Source organism: Paracoccus zhejiangensis (assembly GCF_002847445.1).
Lineage (GTDB): Bacteria > Pseudomonadota > Alphaproteobacteria > Rhodobacterales > Rhodobacteraceae > Paracoccus > Paracoccus zhejiangensis.
Window position 1 is genome coordinate 1372019 of the sequence record NZ_CP025430.1, and the last position, 17097, is coordinate 1389115.

Genomic DNA, 17097 nt, shown 5'->3' on the forward strand with positions numbered 1-17097 from the left:
TGGGGTTTCTACGCCCAAGCCTCGCCCTTGTCCTGTTCATTCATCACGAATCTTGCCATGATTTCGAAAAAATCATGCTCACCAGATGAACAGATCGAAAAAATCATGCCGGACACCACCGACCGCCGAATTCTGCGCCACCTGATGGCCGATCCCGATGCCCCCGCCACTGAGCTGGCCGAGCGCGCCGGGCTGACCACGGCAAGCCTGTGGCGGCGGCTGGAAAAGCTGCGGGCCCAAGGGGTGCTGAAAGCCATCGAGCAGAGCATCGACTGGCGCGCCCTTGGCTGGGAGGTCGAGGTCTCGCTGCGCTTCACCCTCGACAAGACCGACCCGCGCGCCTTCGACGAATTCATCGCCGCCGCCCGCAAGGTGCCCGAGGTGACCGAGATCCAGACCTTTCTGGGCAGCGTCGATCTGCGCCTTTCGGTCATCGCGCGCGATATGTCGCATTGGCAGCGCATCTATCGCGACAGCATCCTGACCCTGCCCCATGTCAGCGACAGTGACGCGCTGATGCTGGTCTCGACCATCAAGAACAGCACCGAGGTAGCGCTGTGACCGACATCGATGCCACCGATCAGGCGATCCTGCGGCTGCTCTCGCGCGATGCCACGCTGAGCGCGGCCTCCATCGGGCGCAGCCTCGGGCTGACCCAGCCCGCCACATGGCGGCGGATCAAGCGGCTGACCGATGCCGGCGTGCTGGCCGGGCGGCGGGTGGTGCTGGACAACGCCGCGCTGGGGTTCGGGGTGACGGTGTTCCTGGGCATCAGGCTCGCCACCAAGGGCCGCACCTCGCTGGAAGATTTCGAGCGCGCGGTGACGGCGATCCCCGAGGTTCAGGTGGTCCAGCACGTGCTGGGCCAGTTCGACTACCGCCTGCGAATCACCGCCCGCGACATTTCCGATTTCGAGCGCATCCTGCGCCGCCGGATCATGACCCTGCCCGGCGTCGGTCAGGTCGAGGCCAATGTGATGCTGTCCGAGGAACGCCGGCCGGGACCGCTGGGGGCCGCGCCGTGACCCTTGTTCGCCGCTTCAGGAGTTAATGCCATGCCTGCCCGCCGCCTCTGGCCCACCCTGCGCAACCTGATCCTTGCGCTGCTGAATGCCACGCTGATCCTTGTGGCCCTTTGCCTCTGGCTCGCATGGCGGCTGACCAGCGAGGTCCATGCCGTCACCGCCGATGTGGCCGGGGAGCTGGCGCAGAACCTTGCCCCGGTGCAGCCGCTCAGGGACGAGGTGGCGGCGCTGACCGGCGAGGTGGCCGGCCTGCGCGGCGATCTGGCGGCAATGCGCGAGGGGGCCGAAATGCCCGAGGCGGTGGAACGATTGGGCGTGGCGGCGGAGGGGTTGCAGGCGCGTCTGGCAGGGCTGACCGAGACGACGGAGGCGGTGACCGCCGATCCGGGCCTGCTGATCGACCGCGCCGTTGCCGCAGCAGCCGGGAAACTGGGCGACGAGGCGCAGGAATTGATCGGCTGCCGGGCAGCGGCAGCGGCCAAGGACGGCTGATACGGCGCTGATCCTTAGGAACCGTTGCGCTTTGCCGCGCGACCCGGCAGAAATCGCCCCATGCCATATGCGTGGACCAACAGGAACGAGGGCGGGGCCGAGCTGGTGCTGTGGCCCTTCCGCTCCTTGCCGCGCAAGGGGTTTGTCTGGTTCATCGGCGTGACTGTCGTGCTGCTGACCGTGCCACTGGCGGCGGTCCTGGGCACGGCGGTGCTCTGGGGGCTTCTGCCCTTCATGGCGCTGGCAGTGGGCGGCATCTGGTGGGGGCTGCAGCGCAGCTATCGCAGCGGCGAGACGCGTGAGGTGCTGCGCATGGACCGCCAGCGGCTCAGCATCCATCGCAGCGATCCGGGTCGCGCGGCGCGGGATTGGGAAACGAATACCTATTGGGCGCGCCCGGTGCTGCGCAAAGGCCCGGTCGAGGATTACCTGACCGTCACCGACGGCCAGCGCGAGATCGAACTGGGGGCCTTCCTGACGCCCGAGGAACGGCGGGAACTTCACGGGGAATTGCTGCGCCGGCTGGCCGATCTGCGCTGACCCGGCAAAAGAAAACGGCGCCTGACCCAAGGCCAGACGCCGCATCTTCGTCGTGACGACCGGCCCGGTTCAGGCCAGCAGCTTTTCCTTGACCATCGGCCCGACCGCGCCGAAATCCATCTGCCCGGCATGGCGGGTGCGCAGTTCGGCCATCACCCGGCCCATGTCGCGCACGGAATCGGCACCCAGATCGGCGATCGCCTTCTGCACCGCCTCGGCCGATTCCTCGACCGACATCTGGCGCGGAAGATATTCCTGGATCACCTTGATCTCGTTATACTCTTTCTCGGCCAGTTCCATCCGGCAGCCCTCTTCATAGGCGCGGGCGGATTCCTGGCGTTGCTTGACCATCTTCGACAGGATGGCGATCAGGTCGGCATCGCTCAGCACCGCCTCGTCGCCGGCACCGGTGCGCGCGGCGATCTCGCGGTCCTTGATGGCCGCGCCGATCAGGCGCAGCGTCGACAGCCGCTCGCTGTCGCGGGCTTTCATCGCTTCCTTGGTCGCGGTCTGCAGTCGGACACGCAAATCCATTGTCTGATCCTTGCTCATGCTCCGCCCATCTGGCGGAAAGCCGGTCATTTAGGGATTCTGCCGCCGCAAATCAAGCCGCGCCGGCTTGACCCCGGCACCCGCCCCCCCTATTGACAGGCCGATTTCAAGACAGAGGTGCCGCGATGGCCGACAAACCCACAGCCTGCCTGGCGCTTGCCGACGGCACGGTGTTCTTTGGCCAGGGCTTCGGCGCGACCGGCGAGGTCGTGGCCGAACTGGTCTTCAACACCGCGATGACCGGCTATCAGGAGATCATGACCGATCCCTCCTATGCCAGCCAGATCGTCACCTTCACCTTCCCCCATATCGGCAATACCGGCGTCACGCCCGAGGATGACGAGGCACCCGAGCCGGTGGCCAGCGGCATCATCGTGAAATGGGACCCGACCGAGCCGTCGAACTGGCGCGCCACCAGCGACCTGGTTGAATGGATGGAACGCCGTGGCCGGATCGGCATGGGCGGCGTCGACACCCGCCGGCTGACCCGCGCGATCCGGTTGCAGGGCGCGCCGCATGTGGTGCTGGCCCATGATCCCGAGGGGAATTTCGACATTGCCGCGCTGGTCGCCCGCGCCCGTGACTGGAAGGGGCTGGTCGGCCTCGATCTGGCCAAGGATGTCAGCTGCGCCCAGAGCTACCGGTGGGATCAGGGCCTGTGGTCCTGGGAAAAGGGCTTTGACGAGGCCCCCGAGCGGCCGCAGGGCGAGAAACCCTTCCGCGTCGTGGCGCTGGATTACGGCGCCAAGCGCAACATCCTGCGCTCGCTGGCCTCGACCGGGGCCGAGGTGACAGTGCTGCCGGCGACGGCCACCGCCGAGGAAGTGCTGGCCCATGATCCCGAGGGGGTGTTCCTGTCGAACGGCCCCGGCGATCCGGCGGCGACCGGCGCCTATGCCGTGCCGATGATCCAGACGCTGCTGGCCCGCGACCTGCCGATCTTCGGCATCTGCCTTGGCCATCAGATGCTGGCGCTGGCCCTTGGCGCCAAGACCATCAAGATGAACCACGGACATCACGGCGCCAACCATCCGGTGAAGGATATCGAGACCGGCAAGGTCGAGATCACCTCGATGAACCACGGCTTCGCGGTCGACAGCCAGACCCTGCCCGCCGGCGTCAAGGAGACCCATGTCAGCCTGTTCGACGGCAGCAATTGCGGACTGCGCGTCGAGGACCGGCCGGTCTTCTCGGTGCAGTATCATCCCGAGGCGGCACCGGGTCCGCAGGACAGTTTCTACCTGTTCGAACGCTTCGCCGAGGCGATGGCGCAAAGGCGCGCGGGCTGAAAACGCTGCTTTAACAGCTTTTTAACGCCTGACATGCAAGCAATGGGTGAACCGCAGGGAGTCGCCCAATGCTGCCCATTGCTTCCGAGCCTGCCGAAGACCCCACCACCCCGATCACGGCTGCCGCCGCGCCGGATCGCGCTGACAATGTCCTGCCCCTGCCAGGGCCGGGCCTTCGCTCTGCCGCCCTCGCCCGTCATAAGGCATCGCGCGACGCCGCGCCCCCACCGCGCGAGTTGCGCCCCCTCGGCCAGATCCTTCTCGAAGACGGTGCGGTCAGTTCCGAGCTTCTGCTGCGGGCGGCGGTGTTGCGCCGGCGTCAGGATGCCCGGCTCGAGGACATCCTGCTGGCCCAGGGTTGGGTTACCGAAGACGCGCTGGCCCGGGCGCTGGCGCGGCAATGGCGCACCAATACCGTCGATCTGCAGGCCCAGCCCCCCGATCCGCGCCTGATCGACGAGCTGGGGGCCGAGTTCTGCATGACCCATGCCCTCGTCCCCTGGCGCCGCACCGCCGGGCTGACCTGGATCGCCACCGCGCGGCCCGAGGCTTTTGCCGAGGTATCGCACCGTTTCCCCGAGGGCTTTGGCAACCTGCGGATGCTGCTCTGCTCTGAAGTCGCCGCGCAGGAGGCGATCCTGCTCACTCGCCGCACGCAACTGATCCGCGCCGCCGAGGCAAGGGTGCCGGCCCCGGAAAGCTGCCGCCAGGCCAGCCAAGGCCGCGCCACCCGGATCGCGTTGGGGGCGCTGGCGATGCTGGCGCTTGGGCTGGTCTTCGCACCGGTGGCGATTCTCGCGGTGCTGGCGATCTGGGTGGTGGGCACGCTGGTCTGCGTGACCGTGCTGAAGGCGCTCTGCTTCGCCGCGACCCTTGCCGGAGAGCGGGCCGAGCGGCGGGCCAAGGCCGATCTGGCCGCGCTGAGCCGCACCCCGCCCGAGATGACCGGGCCGCTGCCGCTGATTTCCGTCATGGTGCCGATGTTCGCCGAAAGCGACATTGCCGAGCGGCTGGTCGGGCGGCTGGCGCGGCTGACCTATCCGCGCGAGTTGACCGATATCCTGCTGGTGATCGAGGAAGGCGACCGGATCACCCGCGACGCGCTGGCCATTGCCGGGCTGCCGCGCTGGATCCGCGTCGTCACCGTGCCCGATGGCCCGATCCGCACCAAGCCTCGGGCGCTGAACTATGCGCTGAACTTCTGCCGCGGTCAGATCATCGGGGTCTGGGATGCCGAGGACGCGCCCGAGCCCGAGCAGCTGCACAAGGTCGCCCGCCGCTTTCACTTCGCCCCGGATGACGTGGCCTGCCTGCAGGGGGCGCTGGATTTCTACAACCCCCGCACCAACTGGCTGGCGCGCTGTTTCACCGTCGAATATGCCGGCTGGTTCCGCGCCATCCTGCCCGGCGCGGCGCGGCTGGGGCTGGTCATTCCGCTTGGCGGCACCACGCTGTTCTGCCGGCGCGCCGCGCTGGAACAGGTCGGGGCCTGGGACGCGTGGAACGTCACCGAGGATGCCGATCTGGGCGTGCGCTTTGCCCGCCGCGGCTTGCGTACCGAGATGCTGGACACCACCACCGACGAAGAGGCCAATTGCCGCACGGTGCCCTGGGTCAAGCAGCGCTCGCGCTGGATCAAGGGCCATGCGCTGACCTGGGCCGTGCATATGCGCGATCCGCGCCGGCTACTGGCGGAACTGGGGGCGAAACGCTTCATCGCCTTCCAGGTGCAGTTCCTCGGATCGCTGTCGCAATACCTGCTGGCCCCGGTGCTGCTGAGCTTCTGGCTGATCGCCCTTGGCCTGCCGCATCCGCTGGCCGCGCCGCTCTCGGCGCTCTGGCCGGGTCATGCGGTCGCGGTGCTGGTCGCGCTGCTGCTATCGGCCGAGGCGGTCAACATCGCCATCGGCCTCTGGGCGGTGCGGGGACCCAAGCGCGGGCATCTGCGCCCCTGGGTGCCGACGCTGCATGTCTATCACCCGCTTGGCTGCCTTGCCGGGTGGAAGGCGATCTACGAGGCCGTCGTCAAGCCCTTCTACTGGGACAAGACCGTGCATGGCGTCTATGACGGGCCGCAGGACGCCGCCGAAGCCGAGGTCCCGCCGGTGGCGGCGATGCCGCAGAACCCCGCCGCGCATCTGCCGGGCACGGTGACGATCCCGGTGCTGGGCGTGCTCGAGGATGGCCGCGCTAGGCGGACCCCGCCGGCACCCGAGCTGCAGGACAAGCTGCGCGAGCTGCTGGTCGCCTCGAACAGCATCCTTGGGCAGGATTTTGCAGCGGACGCCGATGACGCGATCGGTGCGGCGCAGGACATGTCGGGGCCTGCCGCCACCCTGCGCCGCGATCGGTCAAGCGAATCGGCCGGGCGCGCGCCCGTTCCCGCACCCCTACCCCGCCATCTGCAGCTGTCCTTCTTGCGCCGCCGGCGCGGGGCCGCCTGATCCGGCACACCTTCCAATCCTGCGACTGCCACAACCCGGCGCGCGCCCGCGCCGGGTTCTCGCCATTCCAAAGCTGCCTTGTCAGCCCTCGACCTCGGCCGTCGGCAATTGCGCGGCGATGATCGCCTCGGCCTCGCGCCCCTGCCGCGCCAGCGTTTCGGCCAGCGCGTCCAGCGTCGCAGCCCCGGTTTCGCGCAGCAAGAGGTCCTGCCCGCCCGCGCCGATCTCCTCCATGTCGAGCGGTCGGTCGGTCAGCAGCCGTCCCGAGGCGTGCAGCCGCCAGAGGAAACGATGCGCCGACAGCAGCCTGTCGGCCTCGGCACCCGCGATCAGCCCGGCGCGCTTGCCGGCGCGGACCTGCGCCGCCACCCCGCGCGCGGGATCGCCGCTGCGCAGCGCAAAGGACTGCGCCAGCAGCTCGATATCCTGCAGATGGCCCGGCCCGATCTTCGCCTCCCAGGCCCCGTCCGGGGCCTTGGCGCGGAAGATGCGGCCGCGCATCTCGGCCAGGTCGGGCATCACCTGCGTCTCGCCGCCCCGGTCCTGCAGCACCTTATGGCGCAGCGCCTCGACCTGATCGGCCAGCGCCGCGCCATCCGGGCCGGCGGCAGCCACCGGACGGGCGCGGGTCAGGGCGAGGTGCTCCCAGGTCCAGGCCTCGGTCATCTGGTAATTCTCGAAGCTCTGCACCGAGGTCGCCACCGGCCCCTGCCGCCCCGAGGGGCGCAGCCGCATGTCGACCTCGTAAAGCCGCCCCTCGGCGGTCGGGGCGGAAACGGCGGTGATCATCGCCTGCGTGAGCCGCGCGTAATAGGGCCGGGTCGCCAAGGGGCGCGGCCCCTCGGACATCTCGGCCCCCTCGGCGTCATAGATGACGATCAGGTCAAGATCCGAGCCGGTGTTCAGCTGTCGCGCCCCCAGCGAGCCCATGCCCAACACCACCGCGCCGCGCCCCGGCGGCGGGCCGTGGCGGCGGGAAAATTCGTCGACGGTGACCGGGAACAGCGCGGCGATGGCGGCATCGGCCAGATCGGCATATTGCACCGCCGCCTCGTCGGCATCGATCAACCCCCGCAGCAGGTGCACGCCGACGCGGAAATGCCATTCATGCGCCCAACGCCGCGCCGTATCCAGCGCCTGTTCATAGCCGCCGCCCGGCGCGTCCAGCGCCGATTTCAGTGCCGCCGAAAGGCTCGCTTGCAGCCCCTCAGCCCGGGGCCAGGGCGCGAAGAAGCTGCCGCCCAATACCGCGTCCAGCACCGCCGGATGCCGCGACAGATAACTGGCCAGCCCCGGCGCGGTGCCGCAGATATCGACGATCAGCTCGATCAGCTGCGGATTGGCCTCGAACAGCGAGAACAGCTGCACCCCGGCGGGCAGGCCCGACAGGAAGGCGTCGAACCGCGCCAGCGCCTCGTCGGGATGCGAGGCGCGGGCCATGCGCGACAGCAGTTCGGGCTGGACCCGGCGAAAGATCGCCCGCGCCCGATCGGACCGCAGCGCCGGGTAATCCGCCCACCGGGCAATGATCGCCTTGGCCTCGTCCGAGAGATCGGGCAGCTTGCCGGCCTCGCCCGGCGCGAAGAAGCTTTCGGTCAACTCGTGCACCCGCTCCAGCCGGGCCTTCAGCCGCGCCGACCATGCGTCCACGTCAGCCTCGCCCATCATCTCGGCGATGATCTGCAGCCCCTCGTGATCCTTGGGCAGGCTGTGGGTCTGGGCGTCATGCACCATCTGGATGCGGTGCTCGATGTCGCGGTGCTGACGATAGTGATCGGTCAGCTCGGCGGCAACCTCGGGCGGGATCCAGCCCTTCGCGGCCAGCGCCGCCAGCCCGCCCACGGTGTCGCGGCGGCGCAGGTCGGGATCGCGGCCACCGGCGATCAGCTGGCGGGTCTGGGTGAAGAACTCGATCTCGCGGATGCCGCCCCGGCCCAGCTTCATGTTGTGCCCCGGCACCTCCAGTCGCCCGCCCAGACCCTTGTGGTCGCGGATGCGCAGGCGCATGTCATGGGCGTCCTGGATGGCGGCGAAATCCAGGTGCTTGCGCCAGACGAAGGGCCGCAGCTCCTCGAGGAACCGCTGCCCGGCCTTCAGGTCGCCCCCCGCCGGGCGCGCCTTGATATAGGCCGCGCGTTCCCATGTGCGGCCCTCGGCCTCGTAATAGGTCAGCGCCGCCGAGGCCGAGATGCAGACCGGCGTCACCGCCGCGTCGGGACGCAGCCGCAGGTCGGTGCGAAAGACATAGCCATGCTCGGTATTGTCCGACAGCGTCGCGGCCATCTTGCGGGTGGCGCGGATCAGCGCGGCGCGCGCCTCGTGCTGGTCGTCGGGATCATAAGCGTCATCGTCATAGAGGACGATCAGGTCGATGTCGGAGGAATAGTTCAGCTCGCCGGCGCCGCCCTTGCCCATCGCCAGCGCGAAGATGCCGGCGGCGTCCACCTCGCGGCCCTCGCGCGGGGCGGGCAGCTTGCCGCGCCGCGCCTCGGCGGCGACATGGACGCGCAGCGCCAGATCGACGGCCCGGTCGGCCAGGTCCGAGATCGCGCCGGTCACCTGTTCCAGCTGCCAGACCCCGCCCAGATCCGCCAGCGCGGTGAACAGCGCCACCCGCCGCTTGGCCTGACGCAGCGCCACGCCCAGGTCATCGGCATCCAGCGCCTCGAACCCCACGGTGACGGCGGCCACCGGGTCGTCGAGGTCCAGCGCGCCGGCCAGCCAGTCCCGCTCCTGCTCGATCAGCCCGGCGAGGTAGGGGCTGCAGCCCGCCGCGCCGGCGGCAAGGTCGACAACCGGGGCGGGCAGACCGGCCAGCGCCTCGCGCGCGGCCTCGGCACGGACCGAATCATGGGGAATGGGCGAATGGCTGATCGAGGCGGCAAAATCCATGCCCGCCACACTAGCCATCGCGGGAATCGCGTCAACGGCCCCCGGAGGACTGCGACAATGCTTGGCGCGTCCGGCAAAGGTTGGTAGGGTTCCGCCAATTGGCGCGATTATCAGGAGCGTCGGCGAGCGCCGGCGAGGTGCATGACGACTGACCTTTCCAGGCTTCTTGCGGCAGGCAGCTGATGCGCCATACCCTGCCCCATGCGCCGCAATTCTATGTGACGGCTCCGCAGCCCTGCCCCTATCTTCATGGGCGGGCCGAGCGAAAGCTGTTCACCGCGCTGCACGGGGAAAACGCCGCCGAGCTGAACAACGCGCTGTCGCGCCAGGGCTTCCGGCGGTCGCAGAACGTGCTCTATCGTCCCAGCTGCGAAAGCTGCACCGCCTGCATGTCGGCCCGTATCCGGGTCGCCGATTTCACCCCATCGCGGACCCAGCGCAAGCTGATCCGCCGGAATGCCGCGCTGCGGCGCCTGTCGACCAGTGCCTGGGCAACCGAGGAACAGTACGAGCTGTTCCGGCATTATCTCGACCATCGCCATGCCGATGGCGGCATGGCCGACATGGACATCTTCGAATTCGCCGCGATGATCGAGGAAACCCCGGTGAAAAGCCGGGTGATCGAGTATCGCGGCCCGCGCGCGCTTGGTGACGGGCAGAAGCCCGCAGCGCCAGCCGACAGCGCGCCTGCCGGGGGCAAGGCAGCCGAGGATCACCTGGCCGCCGTCTGCCTGACCGATGTGCTGGATGACGGGTTGAGCCTCGTCTACAGCTTCTATGACCCGGACCTGCGCGCGGCCAGCCTGGGCAGCCACATCATCCTCGATCACATCGAACTCGCCCGCTCGGCCGGGCTGCCCTATGTCTACCTGGGCTATTGGGTGCCGGGCAGCCGCAAGATGGACTACAAGGCGCGCTTCTCGGCGCTGGAAATCTACAAGGGCGGGGTCTGGCAGAATATCGGCGATCCCGAGAACCATAACAGCGAAACCCACCCGCTGTCGGTCGATCCGATCGTCGAGCAGGTGGCGCGGATTTCCCTGCCGCAACCTGAATGAAACTTGCGCCACAGGCGCGCTTCTGGAAATAAAATTACAAAAAACGCGATTTTCGCGTCATTTTCTCCGCGAATTGGCATTGACCCTTCCCGAGTGCCCCCCTAGTTTGCGGCAGCGCGGCGTAAATCCGCGCCTTATTTTTCATTACGGAGAGACGGACATGTCCCGAAGCATGACGGGTGCGAAAATGGTGATTGAAGCTCTGCGCGATCAGGGCGTCGACACCGTATTCGGCTATCCGGGGGGCGCCGTGCTACCCATTTATGACGAGATCTTCCAGCAGAACGACATCACCCATGTGCTGGTCCGCCACGAACAGGGCGCGGTCCACATGGCCGAGGGCTATGCCCGCTCGACCGGCAAGCCGGGTGTCGTGCTGGTGACCTCGGGCCCCGGGGCGACCAATGCGGTCACCGGGCTGACCGATGCGCTCTTGGATTCGATCCCGCTTGTCGTCATCTCGGGGCAGGTTCCGACCTTCCTCATTGGCACCGATGGCTTCCAGGAGGCCGATACCGTCGGTATCACCCGGCCCTGCACCAAGCATAACTGGCTGGTGAAGGACACGGCGCAGCTGAGCCAGACCATCCACAAGGCCTTCCACGTCGCCACCTCGGGCCGCCCCGGCCCGGTGCTGATCGACATTCCGAAGGACGTGCAATTCGCCGAGGCCGATTATGTCGGCCCGAAACAGGTCGAGCCGGGCGCGTACCAGCCTGCACGCAAGGGCGATCTGCAGGCCATCACCCGGCTGGTCGAGTTGATGGAACGGGCCGAGCGTCCGATCCTCTATACCGGTGGCGGCGTGATCAACTCCGGCACCGCGGCCAGCCAGCTTCTGCGCGAACTGGCCGATGCGACCGGCTTCCCGGTGACATCGACCCTGATGGGGCTGGGCGCCTACCCGGCCTCGGGCAAGAACTGGATCGGCATGCTGGGGATGCATGGCCTCTACGAGGCCAACCTGGCGATGCATGGCTGCGACCTGATGATCAACCTGGGCGCGCGCTTTGACGACCGCATCACCGGCCGCGTCGCCGATTTCAGCCCCGGCTCGGTCAAGGCCCATATCGACATCGATCCCTCGTCGATCAACAAGGTCATCCATGTCGATATTCCCATCGTCGGCGATGTCGGCCATGTGCTGGAAGACATGCTGAAAGTGTGGAAATCGCGAGGCCGCAAGGTGAACAGCGCGGCCTTGGGCAAGTGGTGGGAGAAGATCGAGGGCTGGCGGTCCAAGAACTGCCTCGCCTATCGCAATTCCGACAAGATCATCAAGCCGCAGCACGCGCTGGAACGGCTTGAGGCTCTGACCAAGGGGCGTGACCGCTATATCACCACCGAGGTCGGCCAGCACCAGATGTGGGCGGCGCAATACCTGCATTTCGACGAGCCGAACCGCTGGATGACCTCGGGCGGGCTGGGCACCATGGGCTATGGCCTGCCCGCCTCGATCGGGGTGCAGATGGCGCATCCCGAGGCGCTGGTCATCAACGTCGCGGGCGATGCCAGCTGGCTGATGAACATGCAGGAAATGAGCACGGCGGTGCAGTTCCGCCTGCCGGTGAAGCAGTTCATCCTGAACAACGAGCGTTTGGGCATGGTGCGGCAATGGCAGCAGCTGCTGCACGGCGAGCGTTACAGCCAGAGCTGGTCCGACAGCCTGCCCGATTTCGTCAAGCTGGCCGAAGCCTTTGGCTGCGCCGGCGCGGTGGTGCGCGATCCGGCCGATCTCGACGCGGCGATCCAGGCGATGCTGGATTACGACGGTCCCTATATCCTCGACGTGCTGGTCGAGAAGCATGAGAACGTCTTCCCGATGATCCCCTCGGGCCGCCCGCATGACGAGATGCTGCTGGGCGAGGCCGAAACCGCCGGCGCGATCCAGTCGGGCGGCGCGGTCCTGGTTTGACCGGTTGGCTGCGGGGGCCCTGCCCCCGCGCCCCCGGGATATTTGCTTGAAGAAGAAAGACCGAGCGATGAATGCACTGAAGATCCAGAAGGGCGCATCGAGCCATTCGGCCTATGATCTGCGCGACCCCAATGCCCAGGTCGAGGAAAGCCATACCCTCGCCGTGCTGGTCGAGAACGAGCCGGGCGTGCTGGCCCGCGTGATCGGGCTGTTTTCCGGCCGTGGCTACAACATCGACAGCCTGACCGTGGCCGAGGTCGATCATACCGGCCACCGCTCGCGCATCACCGTGGTGACGCGCGGCACCCCCGCCGTGATCGAGCAGATCAAGGCGCAGCTGGGCCGCATCGTGCCGGTGCACGAGGTCCATGACCTGACGGTCGAGGGACCCTCGGTCGAGCGCGAGCTGGGCCTCTTCAAGGTGGCCGGCAAGGGCGAGAAGCGGGTCGAGGCGCTGCGCATCGCCGAGATCTTCCGCGCCAACGTGGTCGATTCGACGCTGGAAAGTTTTGTCTTCGAGATGACCGGCACCCCGGCCAAGCTCGATGCCTTTGCCGAGCTGATGCAGCCGCTGGGTCTGGCGGATATCGCCCGGACCGGCGTGGCCGCGCTGGCCCGCGGGCTCTGAACGCAAACGGGGCGCGGCTGTCGCGCCCCGCCCCTTCCCGTCACCATGGATGATCGCGCTGTGCGGCCTAGCCGGCCCAGCCCGCGACGCGGCGCAGCCGGTCCGCCGGTGCTTCCTCGGCCTCGTAGTCCTGATCGACCCGCTTGCCGTTCGAGGTAACCAGCCGCAGCGGCGGCTCCTCGCGCGCGACATCGCGCAGCACATCGGGCAGACCGGGGAAATGCTGGGGGCCGATGATCGAGACGGCGCGGGCATGGCGCAGGTCGCCGATGGTCTCGAACTCCAGCGACACCAGATCACCGGCACAGGGCCATTCGCCCTGCCCGATCAGATGTTCCGGTCCCTGAAGATAGGCGAGCGCCCCATGGTCATCGCACCAGATGACGGCTTTCTGCCGCTCGGCGCTGCTCCAAACCACCACGCCAATCATCTGGCGCTCCTTCTTCCTGCGACTGCTGGCGCGCGACCGCGCCGCCGACTGTTTCCATCACGATTGATTGAACCATATGGGTCAGTTCGGCCTGAAGAAAGCGGAATCTGCGGCTGAATCCGCAGTTTCTGACCAATCCCGCATTGGGCCGCAGAAAAACCGCATGTGTGTCATTTCGGTCCCACAAGGGGACCGAAACCAGGGGATCAGCGGGCGCGGCCGCTGGTGTAATCGGCCACGGCGCGATCGACCTGCGCGATGCGAGCGGCGCGCGAGGGGTGCGAGCCGAGGATGCGGTCACCCGGATCGGGGATGCGCTCGAAGAAGCGGGCGCCGTGGCGCGGGTCATAGCCGGCGTTCAGCGTGATCAGCGCGCCCATGTAATCGGCCTGCAGCTCCCATTCCTTCGAGAAGGTGCGGGACGAGATCGAGGCGCCGATCTGCTGCGCGGTGCGCACCACCTCGGCATTGCCGCCGGTATAGGTGCCCAGGATGCTGCCCAGCACCGCCCCTGCCTGCGCGGCGCGGTTCTTCTGGTCCAGGTGGCCGAGGATGTGGTGGCTGGCCTCGTGGCCGACGACGAAGGCCAGCTCGTCTGCGTTGCGGGCCGAGGCGATCAGCGCCAGCGTGAAGCCGATGATCGGGCGGCCGGTCGAATCGACGGTCTGGAAGGCATTCGGCTCCAGCCCGGCGCGGTCATCGACGACGAACTGGAAATCGCAATTGATCGGCTGGCTGCGGCGCTGCAGGCATTCGCGCTCGACCGCAGGTTCCATCTTGCGCATGACGGTGACGAAAGACCGCGCCGCCGCCGAAGCCGTGTTCGGATGATCGGCCGAGGGCGAGGGGGTGATCGGCGCGCTGTCACTGGCCGGCGGCATCACCACGCCGCCCGGAACCGGCGCGCAGGAGGCCAGTCCCAAGGCAGCCCCCAGCGACAGGCCTGTCAATTTCGCGATCTGCATTTCACTGCCCTCATGCATCGGTCAGCCGTCTCGGCGGCTTTCCGCTGACTTTACCCTCTGCGGACGGGCGCGCAAACCCCCCGGTTGCATCTTATCGACCTGTTCACGCAGCCGTTCACGCGATTGTCGGCCCCGAGGTTGCGCCGATCCGCAGAACCGGATCAGATGGCCGGCAGCAGCGGGCTGCCCGACCCCCTGCCCCAGCCAAGGCCAGCGAAGGAAGGAATCACCTGAATGTTCACCATCGAGCATGATTTCGATGCCACCGTCATCACCCTGATCGACGAGGCCGATGCCGGGACGCGCCCGCTGAACGAGGACGTGGTGATCCTGACCTTCGACGACCGGGTGGTGGTCGAACAGATGACACCCGAGGGCAACGAGGTGGCTCGGATCACCTTCACGCTGGAACAGCTTGAGGAATTGCGGGCGGCGCTGGACCTGCCCGAGGGCAATTACCGGCTGAGCCGCGGGGATTAATCCAGCCGGAACTGCTTGTCGCGGCCGGTGGCGCCGCGGATCAGCACCAGCCGGGTCTTGGCCACGCCAAGCGCCTTGGCCAGAAGCTTCTGCACCTCGGCATTGGCGCGCCCGCCCTCGGGCACGGTGGTCACCAGCACCCGCACCCGCCCGTCCTCGTCCGAGAGCACGGCATTCTTCGCGGCGCGCGGGGTGACGCGCACCGCGATCACCGCGCCGGGAACGGCCAGATGGCTGAGATTGCTCATGCGCCAAGGGTGCAGCGGCGGGGCGCGCGCCCGCAACCCCTGTTCAACCCCCACGGCGCAGCCTACATCACTGCCGAAGTCACGAGGAGAGCCGCATGGACCATCGCAACGACGCCGCATTGGAGTTTCTGGCCCATCGCCGGTCCTATCCGCCCAAGCTTTTGCGCGACCCCGGCCCCGACCGCGCCGAGATCGAGCGCCTGCTGACGCTGGCCGCACGGGTGCCCGATCATGGCAAGCTGGAACCCTGGCGCTTCCTGGTGATCGAGCGCGCGGCGCTGGATCACCTGGCACCGCTGGTGCGGCAGGAGGCGCTGGCCGCCGGGCAGGATGCCGCCGGGGCCGAGAAGGCTGCCGCCGCCTTTGCCTCGCCGGTCATCGTCGCGGTGATCTCAACCCCGGTGGAAAGCCCGAAAGTGCCGGGTTGGGAACAGTTCCTGTCGGCAGGCGCGGTCTGCCTTGGACTGGTGAACGCGGCGCTGGCCTCGGGCTGGGGGGCGGCCTGGCTGACCGGGCTGGCGGCGCTGAACCCCGGATTCGGCCGCGCCCATCTGGGACTGCAGGAGGGCGAGAAGATCGTCGGGCTGGTGCATCTGGGCACGCGCGGCGAGACCCCGCCCGAGCGTCCGCGCCCCGATATCGCGGCCAAGACCAGCTATCTCACCGCAGGCGGCGAGGCATGACCTTCACGCGCGCGCTGGCCCTCGGTTGGGCCGACCTGTTCCGTCCGCGCATCCTGTCGCTGCTCTTGACCGGGATCGGGCTGACGATTCTGTTGTTCGTGGCGCTGCAGGCCGGGGTCTTTGCGCTGGTGCGTATCTTTACCCCCGGCAGCTTCACCCTGCCCTGGATCGGCACGGTGATCGATGTCGGCAATGCGCTGTCGTGGTCGTCTCTGGCGCTGTTCCCGCTGATGGGCTTCTTCCTGATGGCCCCGGTCGCCGCCGCCTTCTCGGGGCTGTTCGCCGAGCAGGTCTCGGATCGGGTGGAGATGATCCATTACCCGAATGATCGCGGGCAAGGCGTTGATTTTCTGGATGGTCTTCTGGAATCGCTCGGCGTGATGGCGGCGGTTCTGGGAGTCGCGGTCCTGTCGCTGATCGCCACGCCCTTCCTTGGCCCCTTCGCGCCCATTCTGTTCTATGCCGCGAACGGCTGGCTGCTGGGGCGCGAATTCTTCCAGATGGCCGCACGCCGGCATCTGCAGGCGCCGCAGGCCAATGCGCTGAGGGGCGCGCGGAGCGGCCAGATCACCCTGACCGGGATCGCCATCGCGGTGCTGTTGACGGTGCCGGTGCTGAACATCGCCGTGCCGGTGCTGGCCTCGGCGGTGTTCACCCACCTCTTTCACCTCATACGCCGGTCAGCCGGCCCCAGGCTTCCAGATCCTCGCGGGTGATCACCCCGCCGAGGATGATATAGGCGCAGATCCCCCAGAGCACCGCCGAGATCAGCGTGGACCACAGCATCTTGCGCTTCAGCCGGGGATTGTCGGGCGCACCTGCGGGCGTGCCCGGCACCACCTCGCCCGCCTCGGCCTGGCTGCGCTGGCCGATGGGCAACAGGATGAACAGCACCAGGAACCAGATCACCGCGTAAAGGACGATGCCGCCGGTCAGGTTCATCAGACTTGCTCCAGCTCGATCAGGGTGCCGTTGAAGTCCTTGGGATGCAGGAACAGCACCGGCTTGCCATGGGCACCGATCTTCGGCTCGCCCGTGCCAAGGACGCGCGCGCCCTCGGATTTCAGCTTGTCGCGGGCGGCGATGATGTCCTCGACCTCGAAGCACATGTGATGGATGCCGCCCGAGGGGTTCTTGTCCAGGAAGCCCTGGATCGGGCTGTTCTCGCCCAGGGGATAAAGCAGCTCGATCTTGGTGTTCGGCAACTCGATGAAGACCACGGTGACGCCGTGATCGGGCTCGTCCTGCGGCGCGCCGACCTTTGCGCCAAGGGTGTTCTGGTATTGCGCCGAGGCGGCCTCGAGGTCGGGCACGGCAATGGCGACGTGGTTCAGGCGTCCGATCATGGGGGTCTCCGCAGGGCCAGGGGCTTTGCGCGTGGTTCTAGGACGGCTGGCCCCGGAGGGAAAGGGAAACAAGGCCGCGGTTAACCTGATCTTAGCGATTAGGACTTTAG

Annotated in this window: 19 protein-coding genes; 12 read left to right on the forward strand and 7 right to left on the reverse strand. The window is 67.6% G+C overall.

The window, feature by feature from the left end:
* Positions 1-105: 105 nt before the first annotated feature.
* Genes CX676_RS06730 through CX676_RS06745 form a run of 4 tightly spaced genes read left to right on the forward strand, consistent with a single transcriptional unit; the run spans position 106 to position 2057 of the window.
* Positions 106-561 (forward strand): Lrp/AsnC family transcriptional regulator, encoded by a 456-nt coding sequence (locus CX676_RS06730; protein WP_101751931.1) that lies wholly within the window; start codon positions 106-108, stop codon positions 559-561.
* Positions 558-1025 carry an Lrp/AsnC family transcriptional regulator gene (locus CX676_RS06735; protein ID WP_101751932.1) on the forward strand — a complete coding sequence of 156 codons (468 nt, stop codon included), beginning with the start codon at positions 558-560 and terminating at the stop codon, positions 1023-1025. The genes CX676_RS06730 and CX676_RS06735 overlap by 4 nt, the downstream gene beginning before the upstream one ends.
* A 30-nt stretch (positions 1026-1055) precedes the next feature.
* Positions 1056-1517, forward strand: a complete 462-nt coding sequence (locus CX676_RS06740; protein ID WP_101751933.1) for a hypothetical protein — start codon at positions 1056-1058, stop codon at positions 1515-1517.
* 60 nt (positions 1518-1577) lie between these two features.
* Positions 1578-2057: a DUF2244 domain-containing protein gene (locus CX676_RS06745; RefSeq protein WP_101751934.1), complete on the forward strand. Its 480-nt coding sequence runs from the start codon at positions 1578-1580 to the stop codon at positions 2055-2057.
* A gap of 69 nt (positions 2058-2126) precedes the next feature.
* Here the strand turns inward: CX676_RS06745 and CX676_RS06750 are convergent, their stop codons facing one another.
* Entirely contained in the window at positions 2127-2591 is a 465-nt protein-coding gene (locus CX676_RS06750) for a GatB/YqeY domain-containing protein (RefSeq protein WP_101754189.1), read from the reverse strand.
* Between the two features lie 143 nt (positions 2592-2734).
* Here CX676_RS06750 and carA point away from each other — a divergent pair, with 143 nt between their 5' ends.
* A complete protein-coding gene (gene carA / locus CX676_RS06755; RefSeq protein ID WP_101751935.1) occupies positions 2735-3898 on the forward strand; it encodes a glutamine-hydrolyzing carbamoyl-phosphate synthase small subunit in 1164 nt (387 codons plus the stop codon).
* Positions 3899-3966: 68 nt separating this feature from the next.
* Complete coding sequence (locus CX676_RS06760) at positions 3967-6342, forward strand: glycosyltransferase (RefSeq protein WP_101751936.1); 2376 nt, start codon at positions 3967-3969, stop codon at positions 6340-6342.
* Between the two features lie 81 nt (positions 6343-6423).
* On the opposite strand, the gene CX676_RS06765 is transcribed toward CX676_RS06760, so the two are convergent.
* Complete coding sequence (locus tag CX676_RS06765; protein ID WP_101751937.1) at positions 6424-9234, reverse strand: [protein-PII] uridylyltransferase family protein; 2811 nt, start codon at positions 9232-9234, stop codon at positions 6424-6426.
* A gap of 182 nt (positions 9235-9416) precedes the next feature.
* Between CX676_RS06765 and CX676_RS06770 the strand changes: the two genes are divergently transcribed.
* From CX676_RS06770 to ilvN, 3 genes are all read left to right on the forward strand, one after another.
* Entirely contained in the window at positions 9417-10292 is an 876-nt protein-coding gene (locus CX676_RS06770; protein ID WP_101751938.1) for an arginyltransferase, read from the forward strand.
* A 160-nt stretch (positions 10293-10452) separates the two neighbouring features.
* A complete protein-coding gene (locus CX676_RS06775; RefSeq protein ID WP_101751939.1) occupies positions 10453-12207 on the forward strand; it encodes an acetolactate synthase 3 large subunit in 1755 nt (584 codons plus the stop codon).
* A 67-nt stretch (positions 12208-12274) separates the two neighbouring features.
* Entirely contained in the window at positions 12275-12835 is a 561-nt protein-coding gene (ilvN, locus tag CX676_RS06780) for an acetolactate synthase small subunit (RefSeq protein ID WP_101751940.1), read from the forward strand.
* A gap of 67 nt (positions 12836-12902) precedes the next feature.
* On the opposite strand, the gene CX676_RS22750 is transcribed toward ilvN, so the two are convergent.
* Both CX676_RS22750 and CX676_RS06790 read right to left on the reverse strand, forming a co-directional pair.
* On the reverse strand, positions 12903-13265 hold the full coding sequence (locus CX676_RS22750) for a hypothetical protein (protein ID WP_198590300.1): 363 nt from the start codon (positions 13263-13265) through the stop codon (positions 12903-12905).
* A 206-nt stretch (positions 13266-13471) separates the two neighbouring features.
* On the reverse strand, positions 13472-14230 hold the full coding sequence (locus CX676_RS06790; RefSeq protein WP_101751941.1) for a M48 family metalloprotease: 759 nt from the start codon (positions 14228-14230) through the stop codon (positions 13472-13474).
* A gap of 234 nt (positions 14231-14464) precedes the next feature.
* Here CX676_RS06790 and CX676_RS06795 point away from each other — a divergent pair, with 234 nt between their 5' ends.
* Positions 14465-14710 carry a hypothetical protein gene (locus CX676_RS06795; RefSeq protein ID WP_101751942.1) on the forward strand — a complete coding sequence of 82 codons (246 nt, stop codon included), beginning with the start codon at positions 14465-14467 and terminating at the stop codon, positions 14708-14710.
* On the opposite strand, the gene CX676_RS06800 is transcribed toward CX676_RS06795, so the two are convergent.
* Positions 14707-14958 carry a DUF167 domain-containing protein gene (locus CX676_RS06800; RefSeq protein WP_101751943.1) on the reverse strand — a complete coding sequence of 84 codons (252 nt, stop codon included), beginning with the start codon at positions 14956-14958 and terminating at the stop codon, positions 14707-14709. The two genes, CX676_RS06795 and CX676_RS06800, sit on opposite strands and share 4 nt — an antisense overlap.
* 95 nt (positions 14959-15053) lie before the next feature.
* Here CX676_RS06800 and CX676_RS06805 point away from each other — a divergent pair, with 95 nt between their 5' ends.
* Together CX676_RS06805 and CX676_RS06810 are read left to right on the forward strand one after the other, a co-directional pair.
* Positions 15054-15641, forward strand: coding sequence for a nitroreductase family protein (locus CX676_RS06805; protein WP_101751944.1), 588 nt, complete (start codon positions 15054-15056; stop codon positions 15639-15641).
* Positions 15638-16357 (forward strand): EI24 domain-containing protein, encoded by a 720-nt coding sequence (locus CX676_RS06810; protein ID WP_101751945.1) that lies wholly within the window; start codon positions 15638-15640, stop codon positions 16355-16357. The genes CX676_RS06805 and CX676_RS06810 overlap by 4 nt, the downstream gene beginning before the upstream one ends.
* Here the strand turns inward: CX676_RS06810 and CX676_RS06815 are convergent.
* Together CX676_RS06815 and mce are read right to left on the reverse strand one after the other, a co-directional pair.
* Positions 16311-16583, reverse strand: a complete 273-nt coding sequence (locus CX676_RS06815) for a DUF1467 family protein (RefSeq protein WP_101751946.1) — start codon at positions 16581-16583, stop codon at positions 16311-16313. The genes CX676_RS06810 and CX676_RS06815 overlap by 47 nt on opposite strands.
* Positions 16583-16987, reverse strand: coding sequence for a methylmalonyl-CoA epimerase (gene mce, locus CX676_RS06820; protein WP_101751947.1), 405 nt, complete (start codon positions 16985-16987; stop codon positions 16583-16585). Before mce ends, CX676_RS06815 begins: the two co-directional genes overlap by 1 nt.
* Positions 16988-17097: the final 110 nt, after the last annotated feature.

Bases quoted from the DNA above. Each gene is read 5' to 3' on its own strand.
- CX676_RS06775 (WP_101751939.1), top strand. From the start codon at position 10,453: ATGTCCCGAAGCATGACGGGTGCGAAAATGGTGATTGAAGCTCTGCGC.
- CX676_RS06805 (WP_101751944.1), top strand. From the start codon at position 15,054: ATGGACCATCGCAACGACGCCGCATTGGAGTTTCTGGCCCATCGCCGG.
- CX676_RS06740 (WP_101751933.1), top strand. From the start codon at position 1,056: ATGCCTGCCCGCCGCCTCTGGCCCACCCTGCGCAACCTGATCCTTGCG.
- CX676_RS06765 (WP_101751937.1), bottom strand. From the start codon at position 9,234: ATGGATTTTGCCGCCTCGATCAGCCATTCGCCCATTCCCCATGATTCG.
- carA (WP_101751935.1), top strand. From the start codon at position 2,735: ATGGCCGACAAACCCACAGCCTGCCTGGCGCTTGCCGACGGCACGGTG.
- CX676_RS06770 (WP_101751938.1), top strand. From the start codon at position 9,417: ATGCGCCATACCCTGCCCCATGCGCCGCAATTCTATGTGACGGCTCCG.
- CX676_RS06800 (WP_101751943.1), bottom strand. From the start codon at position 14,958: ATGAGCAATCTCAGCCATCTGGCCGTTCCCGGCGCGGTGATCGCGGTG.
- CX676_RS06790 (WP_101751941.1), bottom strand. From the start codon at position 14,230: ATGCAGATCGCGAAATTGACAGGCCTGTCGCTGGGGGCTGCCTTGGGA.
- CX676_RS06810 (WP_101751945.1), top strand. From the start codon at position 15,638: ATGACCTTCACGCGCGCGCTGGCCCTCGGTTGGGCCGACCTGTTCCGT.
- CX676_RS22750 (WP_198590300.1), bottom strand. From the start codon at position 13,265: ATGATTGGCGTGGTGGTTTGGAGCAGCGCCGAGCGGCAGAAAGCCGTC.
- CX676_RS06745 (WP_101751934.1), top strand. From the start codon at position 1,578: ATGCCATATGCGTGGACCAACAGGAACGAGGGCGGGGCCGAGCTGGTG.
- CX676_RS06730 (WP_101751931.1), top strand. From the start codon at position 106: ATGCCGGACACCACCGACCGCCGAATTCTGCGCCACCTGATGGCCGAT.
- mce (WP_101751947.1), bottom strand. From the start codon at position 16,987: ATGATCGGACGCCTGAACCACGTCGCCATTGCCGTGCCCGACCTCGAG.
- ilvN (WP_101751940.1), top strand. From the start codon at position 12,275: ATGAATGCACTGAAGATCCAGAAGGGCGCATCGAGCCATTCGGCCTAT.
- CX676_RS06760 (WP_101751936.1), top strand. From the start codon at position 3,967: ATGCTGCCCATTGCTTCCGAGCCTGCCGAAGACCCCACCACCCCGATC.
- CX676_RS06795 (WP_101751942.1), top strand. From the start codon at position 14,465: ATGTTCACCATCGAGCATGATTTCGATGCCACCGTCATCACCCTGATC.
- CX676_RS06750 (WP_101754189.1), bottom strand. From the start codon at position 2,591: ATGGATTTGCGTGTCCGACTGCAGACCGCGACCAAGGAAGCGATGAAA.
- CX676_RS06815 (WP_101751946.1), bottom strand. From the start codon at position 16,583: ATGAACCTGACCGGCGGCATCGTCCTTTACGCGGTGATCTGGTTCCTG.